18 protein-coding genes and 1 rRNA gene are annotated in these 22692 nt (G+C 73.6%); 13 read left to right on the forward strand and 6 right to left on the reverse strand.

Features of this window, described 5'->3' with window-relative positions; all coding sequences use genetic code 11:
• A 5S ribosomal RNA gene (rrf, locus tag AC069K_RS12840) occupies positions 1-105 on the forward strand; the annotation flags it as partial.
• 28 nt (positions 106-133) lie between these two features.
• On the opposite strand, the gene AC069K_RS12845 is transcribed toward rrf, so the two are convergent.
• Entirely contained in the window at positions 134-1684 is a 1551-nt protein-coding gene (locus tag AC069K_RS12845) for a hypothetical protein (RefSeq protein WP_478615954.1), read from the reverse strand.
• Here AC069K_RS12845 and AC069K_RS12850 point away from each other — a divergent pair.
• On the forward strand, positions 1655-2587 hold the full coding sequence (locus AC069K_RS12850; protein ID WP_478615896.1) for a tetratricopeptide repeat protein: 933 nt from the start codon (positions 1655-1657) through the stop codon (positions 2585-2587). The two genes, AC069K_RS12845 and AC069K_RS12850, sit on opposite strands and share 30 nt — an antisense overlap.
• A gap of 131 nt (positions 2588-2718) precedes the next feature.
• Here the strand turns inward: AC069K_RS12850 and AC069K_RS12855 are convergent, their stop codons facing one another.
• Positions 2719-4017: a DUF1015 domain-containing protein gene (locus tag AC069K_RS12855; RefSeq protein WP_478615266.1), complete on the reverse strand. Its 1299-nt coding sequence runs from the start codon at positions 4015-4017 to the stop codon at positions 2719-2721.
• A 72-nt stretch (positions 4018-4089) separates the two neighbouring features.
• Here AC069K_RS12855 and AC069K_RS12860 point away from each other — a divergent pair, with 72 nt between their 5' ends.
• The 4 genes from AC069K_RS12860 (at position 4090) to AC069K_RS12875 (ending at position 8408) form a co-directional block, all read left to right on the forward strand.
• On the forward strand, positions 4090-5118 hold the full coding sequence (locus tag AC069K_RS12860; protein ID WP_478615269.1) for an HAD hydrolase-like protein: 1029 nt from the start codon (positions 4090-4092) through the stop codon (positions 5116-5118).
• A 343-nt stretch (positions 5119-5461) separates the two neighbouring features.
• Positions 5462-6517, forward strand: coding sequence for a FecCD family ABC transporter permease (locus AC069K_RS12865; protein WP_478615899.1), 1056 nt, complete (start codon positions 5462-5464; stop codon positions 6515-6517).
• Complete coding sequence (locus AC069K_RS12870) at positions 6514-7542, forward strand: FecCD family ABC transporter permease (protein WP_358835768.1); 1029 nt, start codon at positions 6514-6516, stop codon at positions 7540-7542. The genes AC069K_RS12865 and AC069K_RS12870 overlap by 4 nt, the downstream gene beginning before the upstream one ends.
• A gap of 53 nt (positions 7543-7595) precedes the next feature.
• Positions 7596-8408, forward strand: coding sequence for an ABC transporter ATP-binding protein (locus AC069K_RS12875; protein WP_478615272.1), 813 nt, complete (start codon positions 7596-7598; stop codon positions 8406-8408).
• Between the two features lie 7 nt (positions 8409-8415).
• Here the strand turns inward: AC069K_RS12875 and AC069K_RS12880 are convergent, their stop codons facing one another.
• Positions 8416-8763, reverse strand: a complete 348-nt coding sequence (locus tag AC069K_RS12880; RefSeq protein WP_365106060.1) for an SCP2 sterol-binding domain-containing protein — start codon at positions 8761-8763, stop codon at positions 8416-8418.
• Positions 8764-8805: 42 nt separating this feature from the next.
• Here AC069K_RS12880 and AC069K_RS12885 point away from each other — a divergent pair, with 42 nt between their 5' ends.
• From AC069K_RS12885 to AC069K_RS12905, 5 genes are all read left to right on the forward strand, one after another.
• Positions 8806-9084: a hypothetical protein gene (locus tag AC069K_RS12885; RefSeq protein WP_478615275.1), complete on the forward strand. Its 279-nt coding sequence runs from the start codon at positions 8806-8808 to the stop codon at positions 9082-9084.
• 7 nt (positions 9085-9091) lie between these two features.
• Positions 9092-9907, forward strand: coding sequence for a TlyA family RNA methyltransferase (locus AC069K_RS12890; protein WP_365106055.1), 816 nt, complete (start codon positions 9092-9094; stop codon positions 9905-9907).
• Between the two features lie 5 nt (positions 9908-9912).
• Positions 9913-10866: an NAD kinase gene (locus AC069K_RS12895; protein ID WP_358835774.1), complete on the forward strand. Its 954-nt coding sequence runs from the start codon at positions 9913-9915 to the stop codon at positions 10864-10866.
• Between the two features lie 617 nt (positions 10867-11483).
• A complete protein-coding gene (recN, locus tag AC069K_RS12900) occupies positions 11484-13202 on the forward strand; it encodes a DNA repair protein RecN (protein WP_365106091.1) in 1719 nt (572 codons plus the stop codon).
• A 205-nt stretch (positions 13203-13407) separates the two neighbouring features.
• Positions 13408-14493 (forward strand): glycosyltransferase family 4 protein, encoded by a 1086-nt coding sequence (locus AC069K_RS12905; RefSeq protein WP_478615278.1) that lies wholly within the window; start codon positions 13408-13410, stop codon positions 14491-14493.
• Positions 14494-14776: 283 nt separating this feature from the next.
• Here the strand turns inward: AC069K_RS12905 and AC069K_RS12910 are convergent, their stop codons facing one another.
• The 3 genes from AC069K_RS12910 to AC069K_RS12920 form a co-directional block, all read right to left on the reverse strand.
• Complete coding sequence (locus AC069K_RS12910) at positions 14777-16411, reverse strand: PucR family transcriptional regulator (protein ID WP_358835644.1); 1635 nt, start codon at positions 16409-16411, stop codon at positions 14777-14779.
• Positions 16412-16481: 70 nt separating this feature from the next.
• Positions 16482-17861 carry an FAD-binding oxidoreductase gene (locus tag AC069K_RS12915; RefSeq protein WP_365106049.1) on the reverse strand — a complete coding sequence of 460 codons (1380 nt, stop codon included), beginning with the start codon at positions 17859-17861 and terminating at the stop codon, positions 16482-16484.
• A 73-nt stretch (positions 17862-17934) separates the two neighbouring features.
• On the reverse strand, positions 17935-19737 hold the full coding sequence (locus AC069K_RS12920) for a glycoside hydrolase family 15 protein (RefSeq protein ID WP_365106046.1): 1803 nt from the start codon (positions 19735-19737) through the stop codon (positions 17935-17937).
• Between the two features lie 443 nt (positions 19738-20180).
• Here AC069K_RS12920 and AC069K_RS12925 point away from each other — a divergent pair, with 443 nt between their 5' ends.
• Together AC069K_RS12925 and AC069K_RS12930 are read left to right on the forward strand one after the other, a co-directional pair.
• The gene (locus AC069K_RS12925; RefSeq protein WP_478615281.1) at positions 20181-21851 is read left to right on the forward strand and encodes a CTP synthase; all 1671 of its coding nucleotides are present in this window, start codon (positions 20181-20183) and stop codon (positions 21849-21851) included.
• A 75-nt stretch (positions 21852-21926) separates the two neighbouring features.
• A complete protein-coding gene (locus AC069K_RS12930; protein WP_478615283.1) occupies positions 21927-22553 on the forward strand; it encodes an NUDIX domain-containing protein in 627 nt (208 codons plus the stop codon).
• The last annotated feature ends 139 nt before the right edge of the window (positions 22554-22692 follow it).

A 22692-nucleotide genomic window follows, 5' to 3' on the forward strand; every position in this document is an offset into this window, starting at 1 on the left:
AGCGTTAGGGAAACGCCCGGTTACATTCCGAACCCGGAAGCTAAGCCTTTCAGCGCCGATGGTACTGCAGGGGGGACCCTGTGGGAGAGTAGGACACCGCCGAACAATCTTTCAGGACCCTTGGTCCCAGCGTTCAACGCTGGGACCAAGGGTCCTTTTTTATTTTCGCTTGAATTTTCCGAAGCGCGTCGGGCAGCCGACTGCGCGAGAATGACTGCAGTACCCGAAGACAGGAGTCGCACCGATGTCCACCAACTCTCCCGAGGACCGTCCGCAGCGCGAGGGGCGCAGCCGTGACGGCGGTGACAGGGGCGGCTACCGGGGCGGTCGTGACGACCGCGGCCCGCGCCGTGACGACGACCGAGGCGGCCGCCCGGCCGGCGGCGGCTACGGCCGTCGCGACGACAGCCGTGGCAGCACTGGTGGCAGCACCGGTGGTGGGTTCCGCCGCGATGACCGCGGCCCGCGCCGCGACGACGACCGTGGTGGCCGTCCCTCCGGTGGCGGCGGCTACGGCGGCGGGTACGGCCGTCGTGACGACCGTCCGTCCGGCCCGCGTCGCGATGACGACCGTGGTGGCCGTCCGTCCGGTGGCGGTGGCTACGGCCGTCGTGACGACAACCGTGGTGGCTCCAGCACCGGTGGCGGTGGCGGCTACGGGCGTCGTGACGACCGTCCGGCTCCGCGTCGGGATGACGACCGTGGCGGCTTCCGTCGCGATGACCGTCGTGACGAGCGTCCCTCCTTCCGCCGTGACGACAACCGTGGTGGCTCCAGCACCGGTGGCGGCTACGGGCGACGTGACGACCGTCCGGCTCCCCGTCGTGATGACGACCGTGGTGGCTTCCGCCGTGACGACCGTCCGGCCCCGCGCCGCGACGACGACCGTGGCGGCTTCCGTCGTGACGACCGCGCTCCCCGCCGTGACGACCGGCCCTCCTTCCGTCGCGATGACGACCGTGGCGGTCGTCCCTCCGGTGGCGGTGGCTACGGGCGTCGTGACGACAATCGTGGTGGCTCCAGCACCGGTGGCGGTGGCGGCTACGGGCGTCGCGATGACCGTCCGGCTCCGCGTCGGGACGATGACCGTGGCGGCTTCCGTCGCGATGACCGTCGTGACGAGCGTCCGTCCTTCCGCCGTGATGACGACCGTGGCGGTCGTCCCTCCGGTGGCGGTGGCTACGGCCGTCGTGACGACAACCGTGGTGGCTCCAGCACCGGTGGCGGTGGCGGCTACGGGCGTCGTGACGACCGTCCGGCTCCGCGTCGGGATGACGACCGTGGCGGCTTCCGTCGCGATGACCGTCGTGACGAGCGTCCCTCCTTCCGCCGTGACGACAACCGTGGTGGCTCCAGCACCGGTGGCGGCTACGGGCGACGTGACGACCGTCCGGCTCCCCGTCGTGATGACGACCGTGGCGGCTTCCGCCGTGACGACCGTCCGGCCCCGCGCCGCGACGACGACCGCGGTGGGTTCCGAGGCCGTGACAGCCGCGACGACCGTGGCGGCTTCCGCCGTGACGACCGCGGCCCGCGCCGCGACGACGACCGTGGCGGCTACCGCGGGCGCGACGACCGCCGCGACGACCGCGGTGGGTTCCGTGGCGGCGACGACCGCCGCGAGCGGGACCGCGACCGTGAGCCGATCAAGCGGCTGCCGATCGATGAAGACGTCACGGGCCACGAGATCGACGAGGACGTGCGTCAGGAGCTGCTGAGCCTGCCCAAGACCCTCGCCGAGGACGTCGCCCAGAACCTGGTCATGGTGGCCCGCCTGATCGACGAGGACCCCGAGCAGGCGTACGCGTACTCGCGTATCGCGCTGCGGCTCGCCTCCCGTGTGGCGGCGGTGCGCGAGGCGGCCGGGTTCGCGGCGTACGCGACGCAGAAGTACTCCGAGGCGCTGGCCGAGTTCCGGGCCGCGCGGCGGATGACCGGGCACGTCGAGCTGTGGCCCGTCATGGCCGACTGCGAGCGTGGCATGGGCCGCCCCGAGCGGGCGCTGGAGATGGCCGGCGCGCCCGAGGTGCAGAAGCTCGACAAGGCGAGTCAGGTCGAGATGCGCCTGGTCGCGGCCGGTGCGCGGCGGGACATGGGGCAGCTGGACGCCGCCATCGTGACCCTCCAGAGCCCGGAGCTGGCGTCGAACTCGGTGCAGCCGTGGACCCCGCGTCTGCGGTACGCGTACGCGGACGCGCTGCTCGCCGCCGGGCGTGAGGACGAGGCGCGCGAGTGGTTCGCCAAGGCGCTGGAGTCCGACAAGGACGGCACCACCGACGCCTCCGACCGGCTGGCCGAGATGGACGGCGTGGACTTCGTGGACGCCCTCGGCGATGAGCAGGACGAGCAGGCCGACGCCGACCTCCTCGACAGCGCCGACGCGTCGGACAGCGTGCTGGACGAGGACGAGGCCGAGGACGACGACCGCGACGACCAGGACGCCGACGAGCTGGACGAGCTCGATGTTGTGGAGGCGGACGCCGGCGCGGACGTCGACGCGGACGCGGACAGCGACTCGGACTCCGTGGTCGCGGCCGACGCCGACGCCGACGCCGATGCCGACAAGGGTCCGGCCGACAAGGCCTGAGCCAGCGTCTCCCTAGGCGTAGGTGTAGGCGTAGGCGCCCCCGTGGGCGGCTGAGAGCAGTTGGGAAAGGGCGGCACCCCCACCGGGGTGCCGCCCTTTCGCGTTTCCGTCCCTCGCGGGCCCGCGACCGCTCAGTTCACCGTCAGGCTCCGCAGCACCAGACCGGTCGCCGGCTTGGGGCCGAAGGACGTCGACTTGCGGGGCATCGTGACGCCCTGGCGGGCCAGGTCGCGGACGACGTCCTCGCGCACCGGATGCATGAGCACCGCCGTGCCGCCGCGCCGCTCGGCCTGTTCGACCGCGGCCGTCGTGTCGTGGATGTACATGATGTGCTCGGGCGCGTCCGGGATGCGCCATACGTGGTCCAGGAGCGTGGAGTGGAGCACGGCCGCGTCCAGTTCGCGCCAGGCCTGCGGGCGGTCGGCGCGGACGGTACGGGCCAGCAGCTCCGGGTCGGGGCGGTCGAGGAGGTGGAAGTGCCCGTCGCCCGCCAGCAGGAACGCGTTGCCCGCGGTGCTCGCCTCCGCGAGGAGGTCGAGCGCGTCGGGCAGCGGCACCGAGAACGTACGGATGCGGAAGGCGCCGGATTCGGCCACCGCGGCCAGGGCGTCGCTGACCGGAAGCCGGTGGAGCAGCCGGTGGATCGCGCGCACCCGCAGCGGATAGCGGGCCGTGTCCACGAGCAGGACCAGGCCGAAGTCCCAGGGGCCGGGCGCGGACTGCTCCGAGCGCAGCCGCAGATAGGTCGCCCAGCGGTGGTGGCCGTCGGCGATCACCGCCTGGTGGCGGGCGAGGTCATTCTGGATCTCGGTGAGGTCGGCGGGGTCGGTGATCGCCCACAGCCGGTGGCTGTAGCCGTCCTCGGTCCTCGTCGAGAGCAGCGGCTCGCGCCGTACGGTCCGTTCGATGACCGCGTCCGCGCCGGCCGGCCCGCTGCCGTTGGGGCCGGCGTCGCCGTGGTACGTCAGGAGCAGCGGCTCGAAGTGGGCGGCCGTCGTGCGCATCAGGTCGGCGCGGTCCTCCACGACGTGCGGCATCACGTCCTCGTGCGGCAGCACCACGCCCTCGGAGGGGTCCGAGAGGGCGAGCGCCCCGATGAGGCCGCGCTGGAGCAGGGCGCCGTCGTGCTGCTCGTACACGTACAGCGCGGGCTCCGCGTCGGGGGCGAGGACGCCCTCCGCCAGCCAGTCGTCGAGGGTGAGCGCGGCCTGCTGGTGCCGGGCCGTGGGCGTGGCGGCCTGCGGCAGGATCAGCCGGACGATGTTGTACGGGTCCGCCGACTCCAGGTGCAGGAGGCCGTCGGGCCGCACCACGACGTCGTACGGCGGCGAGGTCACGGCGGCGAGGCTGCCGACGCGCTCGGGTACGTAGCGCAGCCCGCGGAAGGGGAGCAGGCGCAGCCCGTCGTCCGTACGCCCAGTTGTGGTCATTGGTGCATGGTAAGTGGGGTGCGGGCATGCGCGATGATCGGGGGGAGAGCATCGAGCGAGGAGTGGATGAGGATGAGCCAGCCCAGCAGGACGCGGCCGAGCGGGAGCGCGCGGGCGCTGAGTGAGGCGTACGACACGGCTCTGCTGGATCTCGACGGGGTGGTGTACGCGGGCGGTGAGGCGATCGAGCACGCCGTCGACTCGCTGGGTACGGCCCGCGACGGCGGGATGCACCTCGCGTACGTCACCAACAACGCGCTGCGGACGCCGGACGCGGTGGCGGCGCACCTCACCGAGCTTGGGGTACCGGCCGAGGCCGGCGATGTGATCACCTCGGCGCAGGCGGTGGCGCGGCTGATCTCCGAGCAGGTGCCGGAGGGGGCGCGGGTGCTGGTGATCGGCGGCGAGGGGCTGCGGGTGGCGCTGCGCGAGCGCGGCCTGGAGCCGGTCGAGTCGGCCGAGGACGACCCGGCGGCGGTGGTGCAGGGGTACGGCGGGCCCGACCTGGCGTGGGGCCGGTTCGCGGAGGCGTCGTACGCCGTCGCGGCCGGGGTGCCGTGGTTCGCGTCCAACACCGATCTGACGATCCCGAGCGGGCGCGGTATCGCGCCGGGCAACGGGGCGGCCGTGGAGGTGGTGCGGATCGCGACCGGCGCCGAGCCGCAGGTGGCGGGCAAGCCGCTGCCCCCGATGCACCGGGAGACGATCATCCGTACGGGCGCGCGCAAGCCGCTGGTGGTGGGGGACCGGCTGGACACGGACATCGAGGGGGCGTTCAACGGCGAGGTGGACTCGCTGCTCGTCCTCACCGGGGTGACGGACGCCGCCCAGCTGCTGGCCGCGCGCCCCGAGCACCGGCCGACCTTCGTGGACGCGGATCTGCGGGGGATGCTGACCGGCCAGCCGGAAGTGGCCGAAAACGACGGTGACTTCGTGTGCGGCGGATGGACGGCGGCCGTCCGCGACGAGGCGTTCGTCCTCGACGGCGAGGGTGAGCCGCTGGACGCCCTGCGGGCGCTGTGCGCGGCGGCCTGGACGTACGCGGGCGAGGGTGTGTGCGAGCTGGACGCGGGGAAGGTGCTGGAGCGGCTTGGCTGGTGAGCCTGGGGCCGGGTGCGGGGCTGGTCCGGGGTGCGGGGGTCGGTGCCGGGTCCGCGGGTAGGGATGCCGGGGGCCGGGTTGCGGGGTCGGGTGCCGGAGGCAGAAGTGCCGGGTCCGCGGGCAGAGGTGCCGGGGTATCGGGTTCCGGGTCCGGGGCTGCGGGTAGGGATGCCGGGCGCCGGCTTCCGGATCCAGGTGCCGGAGGCAGAAGTGCCGGACTCGGGCGCCTGAGGCGGAAGTGCTGGTTTCGGGTTCCGGGGAGGCGCCCCCTGATCGGTGGGTGTGGGCCATGATCAAGGGCCCTGTTGGGGGCTTTGCAGGGTAGGCTAACCTAACTTGCGTGTTGGTAGACAGCCCCTCCCCGCCGAACGCGCAGACCGCTGCCGCGCCCCCGGCCCCGACCGCCCGGCGGCACGCCCTGCGGGCCGCCGGACTGCTCGCCGCCCTGGCGGTCCTGGTCCTCGTGGCGCTCGCGAGCATCGCCGTCGGCGCCAAACAGATTCCGCTCGCGGACGTCTGGCACGGGCTGTTCCACTACTCCGGTACCGCCGACGACGTCATCGTCCACGACACCCGGGTGCCCCGCACCCTGCTCGGACTGCTCGTCGGGGCCGCGCTCGGCGTCTCCGGCGCGGTGATGCAGGCCCTCACCCGCAACCCGCTGGCCGAACCCGGCATCCTCGGCGTCAGCGCGGGCGCCTCGGCCGCCGTGGTCTCCGCGATCAGCTTCTTCGGGGTCACCAGCCTGACGGGGTACGTCTGGTTCGCCTTCGCCGGCGCCGCGGTCGTCTCCGCGCTCGTCTACGTCCTGGGCGGCAGCCGGGAAGCCACCCCGGTCCGGCTGGCGCTCGCGGGCACCGCCGCCACGGCCGCGCTCTACGGCTACATCAACGCCGTGCAGCTGATGGACTCGGCCGCGCTCGACCGGCTGCGGTTCTGGTCGGTCGGCTCGCTGGCCTCCGCCAACGCGGACACGGTCACCGAGATCGCACCGTTCGTGGCGGTCGGCCTCCTTCTCGCCGCGCTCATCGCCCGGCCCCTCAACGCGATGGCCCTGGGCGACGACACCGCCCGCGCGCTGGGCGCCCACCTCACCCGGACCCGCGTCCTGTCGATGGTCACCGTCACCCTGCTGTGCGGGGCCGCGACCGCCGCCTGCGGGCCGATCGTCTTCATCGGCCTGATGGTCCCGCACGTGGTGCGGGCCATCACCGGGCCCGACATGCGCTGGATCCTGCCGTACGCGGCCGTCCTGTCGCCCGTGCTGCTGCTCGGCTCCGACGTGGTCGGCCGGGTGATCACCCGGCCCTCCGAGCTCCAGGTCGGCATCGTCACCGCGCTCATCGGCGGGCCCGTGTTCATCTTTCTCGTCCGCCGCAAGAGGATGGCTCAGCTGTGAAGGCCGTACGCACGCCCGGGGGTTACTCCTTCCGGGCCGACACCCGCTCGCTGGCCGTCGTCGTGGCGCTGCTGGCCGCGGCCCTCACGGCGGGTGTGGTCCTCGTCGGCAGCGGCGACTTCGCCATCGCGCCGCTCGACGTCGTCCGTACGCTCTTCGGCTCCGGCACCGCCCAGCAGGACTTCATCGTCAACGAACTGCGGCTGCCCCGGGTCCTCGTGGGGCTCCTGGTGGGTGCCGCGCTCGGCATCTCGGGCGCGGTCTTCCAGTCCATCTCCCGCAACCCGCTGGGCAGTCCGGACATCATCGGCTTCGGCCAGGGGTCCTCGGTCGGCGCGCTCGTCGTCATCGTCTGGTTCGGCGGCGACGCCACCGACGTCGCCGTCGGCGCCCTGCTCGGCGGCCTCGCGACCGGCGTCGCCGTCTATCTGCTCGCCTGGAAGAAGGGCGTGCACGGCTACCGCCTGGTGCTCGTCGGCATCGGCGCCGCCGCGATGCTCACCGCCTGCATCCAGTACCTGCTCACCAAGGCCCAACTGGTCGACGCGACCCGGGCCATGGTGTGGCTCACCGGCTCGCTCGACGGGCGCGACTGGGAGCAGGTGTGGCCGCTGCTCGTGCTCTTCGGCGCACTGCTGCCGGTGATCCTCGCGTACGGACGGCCGCTGCGGATGCTGGAGATGGGCGACGACGCGGCGTACGCGCTCGGCGTGCCCGTCCAGCGGACCCGTACCGTACTGATGCTCGCCGCGGTGCTCCTCAACGCCGCCGCGACCGCCGCGGCCGGCCCCATCTCCTTCGTCGCGCTGACCGCGCCGCAGCTCGCCCGCCGCCTCACCCGCGCCACCGGGCCCAACATCCTGGCCTCCGGCTGTATGGGCGCGACCCTGCTCGTCACCGCCGACTGGGCCTCGCAGCGGCTGTTCGGCGAGAGCAAGCTGCCGGTGGGCGTGGTCACCGGGGTGGTCGGCGGCCTCTATCTGCTGTGGCTGCTGGTCACCGAGCGCAAGGCGGGCCGGATATGAGCGGCCCGCACGTCCCCCGTCCCCGTACGGATCCCCGTTCCAGGAGTACGCACATGCAGCGCCTCAGCGCCGAATCGGTGACCCTCGGCTACGACCAGCGGGTGATCGCCGAGGATCTGTCGGTGGAGATCCCGGACCACTCCTTCACCGTCATCGTCGGCCCCAACGCCTGCGGCAAGTCCACACTGCTGCGCGCCCTGTCGCGGATGCTGAAGCCGAGCGCGGGGCGGGTGCTGCTGGACGGGCAGACCATCCACGCGATGCCCGCCAAGAAGGTCGCCAGGACCCTGGGGCTGCTGCCCCAGTCGTCGATCGCGCCGGACGGGATCACGGTCGCGGACCTGGTCGCCCGGGGCCGCTACCCGCACCAGGGGCTGCTGCGGCAGTGGTCGCCCGAGGACGAGCGGATCGTGCGGGAGTCGATGGAGGCGACCGGTGTGGGCGAGCTGGGGGAGCGGTACGTCGACGAGCTGTCCGGCGGGCAGCGCCAGCGGGTGTGGATCGCGATGGCGCTGGCCCAGCAGACACCGCTGCTGCTGCTCGACGAGCCGACCACCTTCCTGGACATCCAGCACCAGATCGAGGTCCTCGACCTCTGCGCCGAGCTGCACGAGTCCCAGGGGCGCACGCTGGTGGCGGTGCTGCACGACCTGAACCAGGCCGCCCGGTACGCCACGCATCTGATCGCGATGCGCGGCGGCGAGATCGTCGCCGAGGGCCCGCCCTCGCGGATCGTCACGGCGGAGCTGGTACGGGACGTGTTCGGGGTGCGCTGCCAGGTCATCGACGACCCGGAGACGGGCACACCGCTGGTGGTGCCCGCGGCACGGCAGCGGGACGCGGCGAAGGTCCCCTCCGGGGCCTAGGGGGCGGCTAGAGCAGGGTCCGCAGCCGGAGCAGGTCGCGGAACCCGGCCTCCAGACGGACCCGGCCCGACGTCCACGCCCGGGCGAAGTTCAGCTCGCCCGCCACCATCGCCACGAGGTCGTCGCCCGTCATGGCGAGACGGATCTGGGCGCGTTCGACGGGCGGGCCCTGGAGCGTCCGCTCGACCTCGACGCGGCCGTCGCGCAGGCGCCCGGTGAAGGTGCGGTCCAGGTCCGTGAGGTGGCAGCTCAGGGAGCGGTCCAGGGCGGCGGCCGCGCGCACGTCGCCGTCCGCGCCGGCCAGAGTGCCGGAAAGTGCGTCGAGTGCCGCGCGGCACTCCTCGATCGTCGCCATCGTGATCGACCGTACCGCAGGCCCACGCGGTAGCGTCGTGCCATGAGCGACTTGATGCCGGAGCCCGGGGCGGAGGCCGGCGCCCCCGGGGAACCCGCGGGACCGGCCTTCCCCGAAGCGCCGCGCGAACCCACCGGCGACCCCGGGGTGGACGCGCTGGTCGAGCGCCTCGCGGACGTCACCCACCTCGATACGGAGGGACACGTCGAGGTGTACGAGGATGTACACGGGGGGCTGCGCGAGACGCTGAGCGCGCTGGACGCCCGCTCGGGACCGCCGGTCCCGTCCCCCGCGTCCCATACGTACGACAACAGGAGCTGAACCGAACGTGGCAGGAGTGGCACGCCGCCGTCTCGACGCCGAGCTGGTCCGCCGGAAGCTCGCCCGGTCCCGTGAGCACGCCGCCCAGCTGATCGCCGCCGGGCGGGTGACGGTCGGCAAGGCGGTCGCCACCAAGTCCGCCACCCAGGTCGAGACCGCCGCCGCGATCCTCGTCGCCGAGGACGACAGCGACCCGGACTACGTCTCGCGCGGCGGCCACAAGCTGGCCGGCGCGCTGGCGGCCTTCGTCCCGCAGGGGCTGAAGGTCGAGGGGCGCCGGGCGCTGGACGCGGGCGCCTCCACCGGCGGCTTCACCGACGTGCTGCTGCGCGCGGGCGCCGGGCACGTGGTGGCGGTGGACGTCGGGTACGGACAGCTCGCCTGGTCCCTTCAGAGCGACGACCGGGTCACCGTCAAGGACCGGACGAACGTACGGGAGTTGACGCTCGACGCCATCGACGGCGAGCCGGTCGACCTGGTGGTGGGGGACCTGTCCTTCATCGCGCTGGGTCTTGTGCTGCCCGCGCTGGTGCGGTGCTGCGCGCCCGGCGCCGACCTGGTGCTGATGGTCAAACCGCAGTTCGAGATCGGCAAGGAGCGCCTGGGCAGCGGCGGTGTGGTGCGCAGCCCCGAGCTGCGGGCCGAGACCGTGCGCACGGTGGCCGCGCAGGCCGCCGGGCTGGGGCTCGGTGTGCTCGGGGTCACGGCCAGCCCGCTCCCCGGACCCTCCGGCAATGTCGAATACTTTCTGTGGCTGCGGGCCGGTGCGCCCGCGCTGGATCCGGCTGATGTGGCCCGTGCAGTGGCGGAGGGACCTAGTTGAGCTCGTTGGGGAACGCGGAGGAGACGCGCGGGGGGGACGGTACGGGCGAGCGGGGTGCGACCGAGCGCACGGTGTTCCTGCTCGCGCACACCGGGCGGCCCGCCGCCATCCGCAGCGCGGAGCTGGTGGTACGGGGACTGCTGCGCTGCGGCATCGGGGTGCGGATCCTGGAGGCGGAGGCGGTCGACATCCCGCTGCCGGACTCGCCGGCCGTGGGGACGGTCAAGGAGGCGACCCCGCAGTGCCTCGACGGGTGCGAGCTGCTGATCGTGCTCGGCGGGGACGGGACGCTGCTGCGCGGCGCGGAGTTCGCACGGGCGTCGGGGGTGCCGATGCTCGGCGTCAACCTCGGCCGGGTCGGGTTCCTCGCCGAGGCCGAGCGCGACGACCTGGACAAGGTCGTGGACCGGGTGGTCACCCGCTCCTACGAGGTCGAGGAGCGGATGACCCTCGACGTCGTGGTCCACAGCAACGGCGACGTGGTGCACACCGACTGGGCGCTCAACGAGGCGGCCGTGCAGAAGGTGTCGCCCGAGCGGATGCTGGAGGTCGTCCTGGAGATCGACGGGCGGCCGGTGACCGGGTTCGGCTGCGACGGGATCGTGTACGCGACGCCGACCGGCTCGACGGCGTACGCGTTCTCGGCGGGCGGCCCGGTGGTGTGGCCGGAGGTCGAGGCGCTGCTGATGGTCCCGATCAGCGCCCACGCGCTCTTCGCCAAGCCGCTGGTGACGTCGCCGAGTTCGGTGCTGGCGGTCGAGGTGCAGCCGCACACGCCGCACGGGGTGCTGTGGTGTGACGGGCGGCGGACGGTGGAGCTGCCGGCGGGGGCGCGGGTGGAGGTGCGGCGGGGGGCGGTGCCGGTCCGGCTGGCCCGGCTGCACCACGCGTCCTTCACGGACCGGCTGGTGGCGAAGTTCGCGCTGCCGGTGAGCGGGTGGAGGGGTGCGCCGCACTGAGGGGTGCGGTCTGCTTCCCGGGGCTGCGGCCCCGGCCCCCTTTTTTTTGGCCGGGGCTTTGGCTGCGGGTGTGTGGGTGGCTGGTCGCGCCGTTCCCCGCGCCCCTTCAGGGTCCGGTCTTTGGCTGCGGGTGTGTGGGGGGCTGGTCGCGCCGTTCCCCGCGCCCCTTCAGGGCCCGGTCTGGCTGCGGGTGTGTGGGTGGTTGCTCGCGCCGTTCCCCGCGCCCCTTCAGGGTCCGGTCTTTGGCTGCGGGTGTGTGGGTGGCTGGTCGCGCAGTTCCCCGCGCCCCTGGGGGTGCGGCTCCTTCAGGGTGGGAGGGCCCGTGCTTCTGGGGGCGCGGGAAGTGCGCGGTCAGGGCCCGCCGGGCTCCACGCCGAGCAACACACCTCTCGGGGCGCAGCCCCGTTCAAGGGGCGCGGGGAACTGCGCGACCGGCCAGTCACGGTCCGCGGACAAAGTGCTCGGCGGGGGGCAGGGGGCGTAGCCCCCGGCGCCTTCGTCCCCACGGCCGGGGTGGGGAAAAAACCGGGCACGGGGGTCAGCCCTTGGGGTGAGGGTGTGGGGGGCGTCGCACACAGGGCCCGGGACCTCGTAAGGTCGGGGGCGTGTTGGAGGAGATGCGGATACGGTCGCTCGGGGTCATCGACGACGCTGTCGTCGAGCTGTCGCCCGGGTTCACCGCGGTGACCGGCGAGACCGGCGCGGGCAAGACCATGGTCGTCACCAGCCTTGGGCTGCTGCTCGGCGGACGGGCGGACCCCGCCCTGGTGCGGATCGGCGCCAAGGCGGCGGTCGTCGAGGGGCGGATCGCGCTGCGCGCGGGCGCCACCGCGGCGATCCGCGCGGAGGAGGCCGGGGCCGAGCTCGACGACGGCGCGCTGCTGGTCAGCCGTACCATCTCGGCGGAGGGCCGCTCACGGGCGTACCTCGGCGGACGCTCGGTACCGAACGGCGTGCTCGCGGAGATCGCCGACGAGCTCGTCGCCGTCCACGGCCAGACCGATCAGCAGGGCCTGCTCAGGCCCGCCCGGCAGCGCGAGGCCCTCGACCGGTACGCCGGGGACGCCGTGGCCGGGCCGCTGACGAAGTACGCGGAGGCGTACCGGCGGCTGCGGGCCGTCGCCGGGGAGCTGGAGGAGCTGACCACGCGGGCGCGCGAGCGGGCGCAGGAGGCCGATCTGCTGCGGTTCGGGCTCGACGAGATCGCGGCGGTCGAACCGCTGCCCGGTGAGGACGTCGAACTCGCGGCGGAGGCCGAGCGGCTCGGGCACGCCGAGGCGCTGGCGTCGGCCGCCGCCCTGGCCCACTCCGCGCTCGCGGGCAACCCCGAGGACCCGGAGAGCGTCGACGCGGCCACCCTGGTCGCGGGCGCGCACCGGGCCCTGGAGGCCGTACGGTCGCACGACCCCGCCCTGGCCGCGCTCGCCGAGCGCATCGGCGAGGTCGCCATCCTCCTCGGCGACGTGGCGGGCGAGCTCGCCGGGTACGCGGACGACCTCGACGCCGACCCGCTGCGGCTGGCGGCCGTGGAGGAGCGGCGGGCCGCGCTGACGGGGCTGACCCGTAAATACGGTGAGGACATCCAGGCCGTCCTCGGCTGGGCGCAGCAGGGCGCGGCCCGGCTGACCGAGCTGGACGGCGACGACGACCGGATCGGTGAGCTGACCGCCGAGCGCGACGGGCTGCGCCGGGAGCTGTCCGTCCTGGCCCAGGAGCTGACGGATGCCCGCACGGAGGCCGCGGCCCGCTTCGCGGACGCGGTGACCGCCGAGCTGGCGTCGCTGGCGATGCCGCACGCCCGGGTGTCGTTCGCGGTGCGGCAGGTGGAGGACGCCGAGGGCGTCGAGGTGGGCGGGCGGACCGTGGCGTACGGGCCGACCGGCGCCGACGAGGTGGAGCTGCTGCTCGCCCCGCATCCCGGTGCCCCGGCGCGGCCGATCGCCAAGGGCGCGTCGGGCGGTGAGCTCTCCCGGGTGATGCTCGCGGTCGAGGTGGTCTTCGCCGGTACGGACCCCGTGCCCACGTACCTCTTCGACGAGGTCGACGCGGGCGTCGGCGGCCGGGCGGCGGTCGAGATCGGCCGGCGGCTGGCGAAGCTCGCCAAGTCGGCGCAGGTCGTCGTGGTCACCCATCTGCCCCAGGTGGCGGCCTTCGCGGACCGCCAGCTGCTGGTGGAGAAGACCAACGACGGCTCGGTCACCCGGTCAGGGGTCACCGTCCTGGAGGGCGAGGACCGGGTCCGGGAGCTCTCCCGGATGCTGGCGGGCCAGGAGGACTCCGAGACGGCCCGGGCCCACGCGGAGGAGCTGCTGGCGACGGCACGCGCGGAGGGCTGAGCCCACCGCGCCCCGGCCGGGTGAAGCGCGGCGCCCCGGCCGGGGGAACCGCCGCGTGGCGGTTCACCCGTGTGGGTGGTTCCCGGGCGCGGCCCGCCGCGCGCCGACACGGGGAAACGCCCGGGCGGGGCCGGAACGCCCGTACGGGCTGGCATCCTTGGCCGGGGTCCACACCGGCCCACCGCCGACCCGGGAGCCTGTTCACGTGTCACAGCTGCGTACGGTCCAAGTGCTGGGCGGCGGCAGCGCGGGCAGCAGCGCGCATGTGCGCTCGCTGGCGGCGGGCCTGGCCGCGCGGGGCGTCCGGGTCACCGTCTGCGCTCCGGCCGCGCTGGAGCGGGAGTTCGACTTCCAGGGAGCGGGCGCCCACTTCGTCGCCGTGCCCCGGCGCGCCGACCCGGTGGCGGTCGGCGCCCTGCGGGCGGTCTGCGCGGGCGCGGACGTGGTGCACGCGCACGGACCGCACGCGGCGGTGCGCAGCTCCCTGGCCCTGGGCGGTCGGCGCTTCGCCGTCCCGCTCGTCGTCACCTGGCACACCGGCCCCTGCGCCGACGGCGCCCGGCACCGCGTGCTGGGGATGCTGGAGCGGCGGGCGGCCCGGGCCGCCTCCGTGGTGCTCGGCACCTCCTCCGACCTGGTCGACCGGGCCCGGCGGCACGGCGCCCGGGATGCCCGGCTCGCCGCGGTCGCGGTACCCGGCCCCCGTACGCCGGCCCCGGACGGCAAGGCCCGGGCCGAACTCGGCGCCGTGGACCGGCCGTTGCTGATGGCGGTCGGCAGCCTGGTCGAACACCGGGGCTACGACGTGCTGCTGGACGCGGTCCACCGGTGGAAGGCGCTCGATCCCGTACCGCTGCTGGTGATCGCGGGGGAGGGGCGGCTGAGGGCCGCGCTCCGGCGGCGCATCGAGGCCGAGGCGCTGCCCGTGAAGCTGCTGGGGCGGCGCGACGACGTCAGCGAGCTGCTGGCCGCCGCCGACGCGGCCGTACTCGCCAGCCGCTGGGAGGGGCGCTCCCTGCTCGCCCAGGAGGCGCTGCGGCTCGGGGTGCCGCTGGTGGCGACCGCCGTGGGCGGGGTGCCGGAGCTGGTGGGGGAGGCGGCCGAGCTGGTGCCGTACGGGGACGCGGTGGCGCTCGGGGACGCCGTGGCGCGGCTGCTCACCGACCCCGGACGGCGCCGCGAGCTGGCCGCGGCCGGGCTCGTCCAGGCAGCGGGCTGGCCCACCGAGGACGAGACCGTGGCGCAGGTGCTCAGCGTGTACGACGAGCTGACGCAGCGACGGGGCCACTGAGGGCTTGCTCACTGGGGCGGGGTGGCTCGCCCGCGGGTGCGTAGCTCACTGGGGTGCGTGGCTCGCCCAGGTACACGGCTCATCGAGGTGCGGGGCTCGCCCAGGCACGTGGGTTACCGGGGCGTGTGACTCGCGGAGGCGCGTGACTCACCCGGGCACGTGGCTCAGTGGCGCGCGTGGCTCGCCGAGGTGCGTGGCTCGCCTTGGCACGTGGGTCACCGAGGCACTCGGCGCCCTGGGGCCCGTACGTCACCGAGGCGCGTGGCTCACCCGGGCACCCAGGTCACTGGGGCACATGGCGGCGGGCCCGGAGGGCCAGGGAGAGGGCCAGGACGGTCTGGGGGTCGTCCAGGTCCGTGCCGAGCAGCTCCGCGATCCGGGCGAGGCGGTTGTACAGCGTCTGGCGGTTGAGGTGCAGCTCGCGGGCGGTCTCGGCCTTGCGGCCCGCGTGCGCCAGATACGTCTCCAGGGTCGGCAGCAGCGGCGGGCGCGAGGCCGCGTCGTGGGTGCGCAGCGGGCCGATGGCGCGCTCCACGAACGCCGCCAGGTCCGGATGCTCGCGCAGCCGCCACAGCAGCAGGTCGATGTCGAGGCGGCGGGCGTCGTACCAGGGGCGCTCGGACAGTCCCTGGGCGGCGGCCGCCGTCTCGGCCGCGTGGCGCAGCCCCGCCGAGGCCGCCGCCCAGCCGCCCGCCGCCGCGACCACCACCACCGGCTGCGCCCCGGCCCGGCTGAGCCCGGCGCGCTCCACCCCCGCCCGCAGCGCCGCCGCCACCCGGTCGGCCACCGCGTGGCGCTCCGACTCCGAGCGCAGCCCGAGCAGCAGCGGCACCCGGCCCTCCACCGGCCGTACGCCCAGCAGCACCGGCACGCCCACCGAGGACAGCTCCTCCAGGACGGCCCGGGCCAGGACCGCCCAGGTGCCGGTGGGGGAGGAGCCCGACAGGTCGGCGGCCAGCCGCATCACCACCGGCAGCAGCGGGCCCTCGCCCGGCCGGAAGCCCAGCACCTTCGCCTGCGCCGGCGCGTCCTCGGCGGTGATGCGGCCCTCGGCGAGGTCGGTCAGGAAGTCGCCGCGCCCGCGCGCGGCCAGCTCCTCCTCCTGGCGCGCCTGCATCAGCACCACCGCGAGGATGCCCGCGGCCCGCTCCGCCGCCATCCGGTGGACCGGCAGCAGCGGCGCGGAGACGGCGAGCAGGACGAGCCGGGCCCGGACCGCGCCGGCGCCGTGGCCGCCGCCCGGCACGTCCACCAGGGCAGCGCCCGCCGGCGGCCCCGACTCGCGCGACTCGCGCTGGCCGCGCAGCCCCTCCCACACCTGGAGCGGGTCGGCGCCCACCTCGCCGGGGCCCGCCGCGGCGTACAGCAGCTGGCCGTCCGGGGTCTCCAGGAACACCGGGTTGGCCGTGAAGTCCGCCAGGATCGACAGGACCTGGGGCACGCCGCCGCCCGAGAGCAGCGCGCCCGTACACCGCCGGTGCACCTCCTCGGCGCGCTGGAGCAGGGCGTAGTGGCCGTTGACGATCTCGGTGTGGATCTCCTCGGTCACCGTCACGAACGCCACCTCGCGGTGCAGCGCGACCAGGGGGAGTCCGGCCGCCCGCGCGGTCTCCACCAGGGTGGCGGGCAGCCTGCTGAAGCGCGGGCCCAGTTCGACGACGAGGGCGGCGATGCCCCGCTCGGCCAGCCGCCGGACGAAGGCGCGCTGCTCCGCGGGGCGGGTGCCCAGGCCCAGGCCCGTGGTGAGCAGCAGCTCGCCGCCCTTGAGCAGGGACGCCATGTTCGGCACCTCGCCCGCGTGCACCCAGCGCACGGTCCGGCCCAGCCGCTCCGCGCCCGCCACGACCTCGGGGAGCCCGCCGCGCAGCCCGGGCAGTTCGAGAGCGCGCCGCACGGTGATCCCACCCTGGCTGTCCACTGGGTTCACCTCGTGTTTTGTCGTACCGGACGTGATGCGGGTCACGGTACGACACGGTTCTCCTCTTCCGTCAGGCCGGGGCGATGTTGTGGTTGTAGCGGAAGACGTTGTCGGGGTCGTAGGCGCGCTTCACCTCGGCGAGGCGGCGCATGTTCTCCGCGCCCAGGCCCGCGACCACCCGGTCGGCGCCCTCGTCGCCGGTGAAGTTGAGGTAGACCGCGCCGGTCGACCAGGGCCGGACGTCGGCGCGGACGTCCTTGACCCACTGCCGGCAGCGCTCGTCGTCCGCCGGGTCCTCCCAGATCGCGAACGGGTGCACCGCCCACGGCGCGTCGCGGTAGGGGACCGGGTATTCGGTGGGCCCGGAGGCGATCGCGCCGCCCTGCGGGAACAGCACGTGCTGGACCATGGGCGCCGGGAGGCTGTCGGCCCGGCCGCAGAACACGTCGATCAGCTCGTCCGGCAGACCGGTCAGATACTCGGCCGACCAGTAGTTCCGCATGCCCGGCGGGTCGTCGAGCATGCACTGCATCTGCGGATACGGGATGTCGGTGAGGATCTCGACCTCGTGCTCCAGCGCGAGCAGGGGCTGGGCGAGCTTGGTGAGCTGCTCGGCGGGCCCGGCGTACGTCACGAGCGCGCCGGCCAGCACCTCGCCGACCAGGTGCTCGGGGATGAACTCCTCGGGCGGCGCGGTCAGATAGATGACCCCGCCTCCCGCCTCGGGCGGGGCGGTCTCGATCAGCTCCCGGTAGACCCGGGCCACCTGCGGGCCGAGGTGCGGCCGGTAGAGCAGCAGCGCCATGGAGAAGGCCGGCAGCTCGTGCAGGCGCAGGGTGAGCGAGGTGGCGATGCCGAAGTTGCCGCCGCCGCCGTGCAGCGCCCAGAACAGCTCGGGGTTCTCCTCGGCGCTCGCCGTCACCGTACTGCCGTCGGCGGTGACCAGCTCGACGCCCAGCAGGTTGTCGACGGCCAGCCCGAACGCGCGGTCCAGCCACCCGGTGCCGCCGCCGAGGACGAAGCCGCCGACGCCGGTGGTGGAGGCCCGGCCGCCGGTGGTGGCGAGGCCGTGGGGCTGGGTGGCCAGGTCGAGGTGGCTCATGGTGGCGCCGCCCTGGATCCGTACCGCGCGGGCGGCGGGGTGGACGGTCACCTCGTGCATCCGGCGCAGGTCCACGACGAGGCCGTTGTCGTTGAGGGACTGCCCCGCGACGCTGTGGCCGCCGCCCCGGACGGCGATCTTCAGATCGAGGTCGCGGCCGAAGCGGACGGCGGTCGCCACGTCCGCGTCCGAGGCGCACTGCGCGATCACGGCGGGGCGGCGGTCGATCATGGCGTTGAAGACCTGCCGGGCCTCGTCGTAGCCCGGGTCGCCGGGGACGAACACCTCGCCCGAGAGGTCTTCGCGGAGCTCGGCGAGGGCCGTGCCCGCCTTGGAGGGGGTGGTCATCAGGGCCCCCCTTTCGGAGGGAAGCAGGACAACTCCACTCTAAGCGGGCACGGCTCTCCCGGGCGCGGCGGAGCTATCCCCCGTACGCCCCCGACGCCGTGAGCCGCAGCGCCGTGTCGATCAGCGGAACGTGGCTGAAGGCCTGCGGGAAGTTCCCCACCTGCCGCTGGAGCCGCGGGTCCCACTCCTCGGCCAGCAGCCCGACGTCGTTGCGCAGCGACAGCAGCCGCTCGAAGAGCTTGCGGGCCTCGTCGACCCGGCCGATCATCGCCAGGTCGTCCGCCATCCAGAACGAGCAGGCGAGGAACGCGCCCTCGTCGCCCTCCAGACCGTCGCAGCCCGCCTCCTCGCCCGCTGTCGGATAGCGCAGGATGAACCCGTCGGGCGTGGACAGCTCGCGCTGGATCGCCTCGATGGTGCCGATGACCCGCTTGTCGTCCGGCGGCAGGAAGCCCATCTGCGGGATGAGCAGCAGGGAGGCGTCCAGCTCCTTGGAGCCGTACGACTGCGTGAAGGTGTTGCGCTCCTTGTCGTACCCCTTCTCGCACACATCCCGGTGGATGTCGTCGCGCAGGTCGCGCCACTTCTCCAGCGGCCCGTCCGCGTCACCCGACTCGATCAGCTTGATCGTCCGGTCCACCGCGACCCAGGCCATCACCTTGGAGTGCACGAAGTGGCGGCGCGGGCCGCGCACCTCCCAGATGCCCTCGTCGGGCTCGTCCCAGTGGTTCTCCAGATAGCTGATGAGCTTGAGCTGGAGCAGCGAGGCGTAGTCGTTGCGGGCCAGGCCCGTCATGTGCGCCAGGTGCAGGGCCTCGGTGACCTCGCCGTACACGTCCAGCTGGAGCTGGTGGGCGGCGCCGTTGCCGACCCGGACCGGCGCCGAGCCCTCGTACCCGGGCAGCCAGTCCAGCTCGGCCTCGCCCAGCTCGCGCTCGCCCGCGATCCCGTACATGATCTGCAGGTTCTCGGGGTCGCCCGCGACCGCCCGCAGCAGCCACTCCCGCCAGGCGCGGGCCTCGTCGCGGTAGCCGGTGCGCAGCAGCGAGGACAGGGTGATCGCCGCGTCCCGGAGCCAGGTGTAGCGGTAGTCCCAGTTGCGCGAGCCGCCGATGTCCTCGGGCAGCGAGGTGGTGGGCGCGGCGACGATGCCGCCGGTGGGGGCGTAGGTCAGCGCCTTGAGCGTGATCAGCGAGCGGACCACGGCCTCGCGGTAGGGCCCGTGGTACGTGCAGTGCTCGACCCACTCCCGCCAGAAGTCCTCGGTCGCCTCCAGGGCGGCCTCCGGCTCGGGGAGGGCGGGCTGCTCCTTGTGGGAGGGCTGCCAGCTGATGGTGAAGGCGATCCGCTCACCGGGCGAGACGGTGAAGTCGGAGTACGTGGTCAGGTTCTTGCCGTAGGTGTCCACCGGCGTGTCCAGCCACACCGAGTCCGGTCCCGCCACGGCGACCGTACGGTTGTCGACCTTGTGCACCCAGGGCACGACACGCCCGTAACTGAAACGCATGCGCAGGGCGCTGCGCATCGGCACCCGGCCGCTGACGCCCTCCACGATCCGGATCAGCTGCGGCGCGCCGTCGCGCGGCGGCATGAAATCCGTCACCCGGACCGTGCCGCGCGGGGTGTCCCACTCCGACTCCAGGATCAGCGAGTCGCCCCGGTAGCGGCGCCGGTCCGCCCGGGGAGGCGGAGCGTCGGCCGCGTGGGCCGGGCCGATCCGCCAGAAGCCGTGTTCATCGGTGCCGAGCAGTCCGGCGAAGACGGCGTGCGAGTCGAAGCGTGGCAGGCACAGCCAGTCCGTCGTGCCGTCCCGGCAGACCAGTGCCGCGGTCTGCATGTCTCCGATGAGTGCGTAATCCTCGATGCGCCCGGCCACGTGCAATCTCCAGTCGAACGGCCATGTCCGCCCCGCGGGGCGCTTACTGCCAATGCGTTGCGGTCAAGGGAAAGCCAACGAGCGCATGTTGTGGGTGACGGCCGGGGTGGTGCCGTGCTACCAGCGGCTCGGCGGCGAGTGTCCGAGCAGGATACGACGCACGTGGGTGATCCGCCGATGCCTTTCTGCAACGCCATTGCGCCATATGGGTGAGTGGAGCACGCAGGGTCGTCCGGCCGTGTGCGGAGCGTGGCCGGAAGCGGCGCGCCGCACTCGCTGATACCCTGGTAGCCCGTGGCCGGGTGGTGAGAAAACCCCCGAACCGCAGCGACGGCGCCCCCCGGAAACTCGTACCGCAGACGGACGGGATCCACAGAGGGTGACCGGCACGCACTCCAGACAGCGACCACGGGAGCCCCCTCTTGGCCATGCAGCCCACGGCTATGCGCAACAGCGCAGCCACGACGACCAAGCACATCTTCGTCACCGGGGGTGTCGCCTCCTCCCTCGGCAAGGGTCTGACTGCCTCCAGCCTGGGTGCGCTCCTCAAGGCGCGCGGGCTGCGCGTCACCATGCAGAAGCTCGACCCGTACCTCAACGTCGACCCGGGCACGATGAACCCGTTCCAGCACGGTGAGGTGTTCGTCACCAACGACGGCGCCGAGACGGACCTGGACATCGGCCACTACGAGCGCTTCCTCGACGTGGACCTCGACGGCTCGGCCAACGTCACCACCGGCCAGGTCTACTCGCAGGTGATCGCCAAGGAGCGGCGCGGCGAGTACCTGGGCGACACCGTGCAGGTCATCCCGCACATCACCAACGAGATCAAGCACCGCATCCGCCGGATGGCCACCGACGACGTCGACGTCGTCATCACCGAGGTCGGCGGCACGGTCGGGGACATCGAGTCGCTGCCGTTCCTGGAGACCGTCCGCCAGGTCCGCCACGAGGTCGGCCGCGACAACGTCTTCGTGGTGCACATCTCGCTGCTGCCCTACATCGGCCCCTCGGGCGAGCTGAAGACCAAGCCCACCCAGCACTCGGTCGCGGCCCTGCGCAACATCGGCATCCAGCCCGACGCGATCGTGCTGCGCGCCGACCGCGAGGTGCCGCTGTCCATCAAGCGCAAGATCTCGCTGATGTGCGACGTGGACGAGGCCGCCGTGGTCGCCGCCATCGACGCCAAGTCGATCTACGACATCCCCAAGGTGCTGCACACCGAGGGTCTGGACGCCTACGTCGTGCGCAAGCTCGACCTGCCCTTCCGCGACGTGGACTGGACGACCTGGGACGACCTGCTCGACCGCGTCCACAACCCCGACCACGAGGTCACCGTCGCGCTGGTCGGCAAGTACATCGACCTGCCCGACGCCTACCTCTCCATCACCGAGGCCATGCGCGCCGGCGGCTTCGCCAACAAGGCCCGCGTCAAGGTCAAGTGGGTCACCTCCGACGACTGCAAGACGCAGGCCGGCGCCCACAAGCACCTTGGCGACGTGGACGCGATCCTGGTCCCCGGCGGCTTCGGCGACCGCGGGGTCAACGGCAAGATCGGCGCGATCCAGTACGCCCGGGAGAACAAGGTGCCGCTCCTCGGCATCTGCCTGGGCCTGCAGTGCATCGTGATCGAGGCCGCCCGCAACCTGGCCGGCATCCCCGACGCCAACTCCACCGAGTTCGACGCCGCCACCGCGCACCCCGTCATCTCCACGATGGAGGAGCAGCTGGCGTACGTGGAGGGCGCGGGTGACCTCGGCGGCACCATGCGGCTCGGCATGTACCCGGCGAAGCTCGCCGAGGGCTCGATCGTGCGCGAGGTCTACGGCGACCAGCCGTACGTGGAGGAGCGCCACCGCCACCGCTACGAGGTCAACAACGCCTACCGCGCCGAGCTGGAGAAGAAGGCCGGCATCCTCTTCTCGGGCACGTCCCCCGACAACAAGCTCGTCGAGTACGTCGAGTACCCGCGCGAGGTGCACCCCTACCTGGTCGCCACCCAGGCGCACCCGGAGCTGCGCTCCCGCCCGACCCGCCCGCACCCGCTCTTCGCGGGCCTGGTCAAGGCGGCCGTCGAGCGCCAGCAGGAAGCGCGTAAGTCCGCCGGGAAGTAGTGGGGCGTTACGGTTGCCGGGGTAGGCGTCCCACTCGGACGCGTACCCCGGTTTCTGCTTTGCGGGAGGACATCGATGCAGCTCAAGGACACCCCCGAGGAATGGCGGGTCGTCGCCAGCACCACTCCGTTCGAGGGCGGCAAGACCAGCGTCCGCACCGACGACGTGGTCATGCCCGACGGCACGGTCGCCCGCCGCGACTACCAGGTCCACCCGGGCTCGGTGGCCGTGCTCGCCCTCGACGAGGCGGGCCGCGTCCTGGTGCTGCGCCAGTACCGCCACCCCGTGCGCCACAAGCTGTGGGAGATCCCGGCCGGACTGCTCGACGTGCCCGGCGAGAACCCGCTGCACGCCGCCCAGCGCGAGCTGTACGAGGAGGCGCACGTCAAGGCCGAGGACTGGCGGGTCCTCGCCGACGTCTACCCCACGCCCGGCGGCTGCGACGAGGCCGTCCGTATCTTCCTCGCCCGCGATCTGTCCGAGGCCGAGGGCGAGCGCTTCGAGGTCTCCGAGGAGGAGGCCGACATGGAGCTGGCCCGGGTGCCGGTGGACGCGCTCGTGCGCGGCGCGCTCGCCGGTGAGCTGCACAACAACTGCCTGGTGGTGGGCGCGCTGGCGGTCATGGCCGCGCAGGCGGGCCCGGGCCTGGAGTCGCTGCGTCCGGCCGAGGCGCCCTGGCCCGCCCGCCCCTTCGAGAAGTAGCCCCCGTCTCGCAGGACGAGCGGGCCGCCCCCCTCGGGAAGCGCCCGCCTCCGCACGCACCCCCTCCGGGTCTCCGTGCGGGCGGCGCGCCGACCCGGACGGCCCAGTCGCGGTATGTCCGTCCGACGATCCGCTGATC

Source organism: Streptomyces sp. NPDC043908 (assembly GCF_056435525.1).

What these genes read in the sequence shown, in the direction of transcription:
- AC069K_RS12855 (WP_478615266.1), bottom strand. Translation starts at nt 4,017, where the DNA reads ATGACCACAACTGGGCGTACGGACGACGGGCTGCGCCTGCTCCCCTTC.
- AC069K_RS12860 (WP_478615269.1), top strand. Translation starts at nt 4,090, where the DNA reads ATGAGCCAGCCCAGCAGGACGCGGCCGAGCGGGAGCGCGCGGGCGCTG.
- AC069K_RS12875 (WP_478615272.1), top strand. Translation starts at nt 7,596, where the DNA reads ATGCAGCGCCTCAGCGCCGAATCGGTGACCCTCGGCTACGACCAGCGG.
- AC069K_RS12880 (WP_365106060.1), bottom strand. Translation starts at nt 8,763, where the DNA reads ATGGCGACGATCGAGGAGTGCCGCGCGGCACTCGACGCACTTTCCGGC.
- AC069K_RS12885 (WP_478615275.1), top strand. Translation starts at nt 8,806, where the DNA reads ATGAGCGACTTGATGCCGGAGCCCGGGGCGGAGGCCGGCGCCCCCGGG.
- recN (WP_365106091.1), top strand. Translation starts at nt 11,484, where the DNA reads ATGCGGATACGGTCGCTCGGGGTCATCGACGACGCTGTCGTCGAGCTG.
- AC069K_RS12915 (WP_365106049.1), bottom strand. Translation starts at nt 17,861, where the DNA reads ATGACCACCCCCTCCAAGGCGGGCACGGCCCTCGCCGAGCTCCGCGAA.
- AC069K_RS12925 (WP_478615281.1), top strand. Translation starts at nt 20,181, where the DNA reads ATGCGCAACAGCGCAGCCACGACGACCAAGCACATCTTCGTCACCGGG.
- AC069K_RS12930 (WP_478615283.1), top strand. Translation starts at nt 21,927, where the DNA reads ATGCAGCTCAAGGACACCCCCGAGGAATGGCGGGTCGTCGCCAGCACC.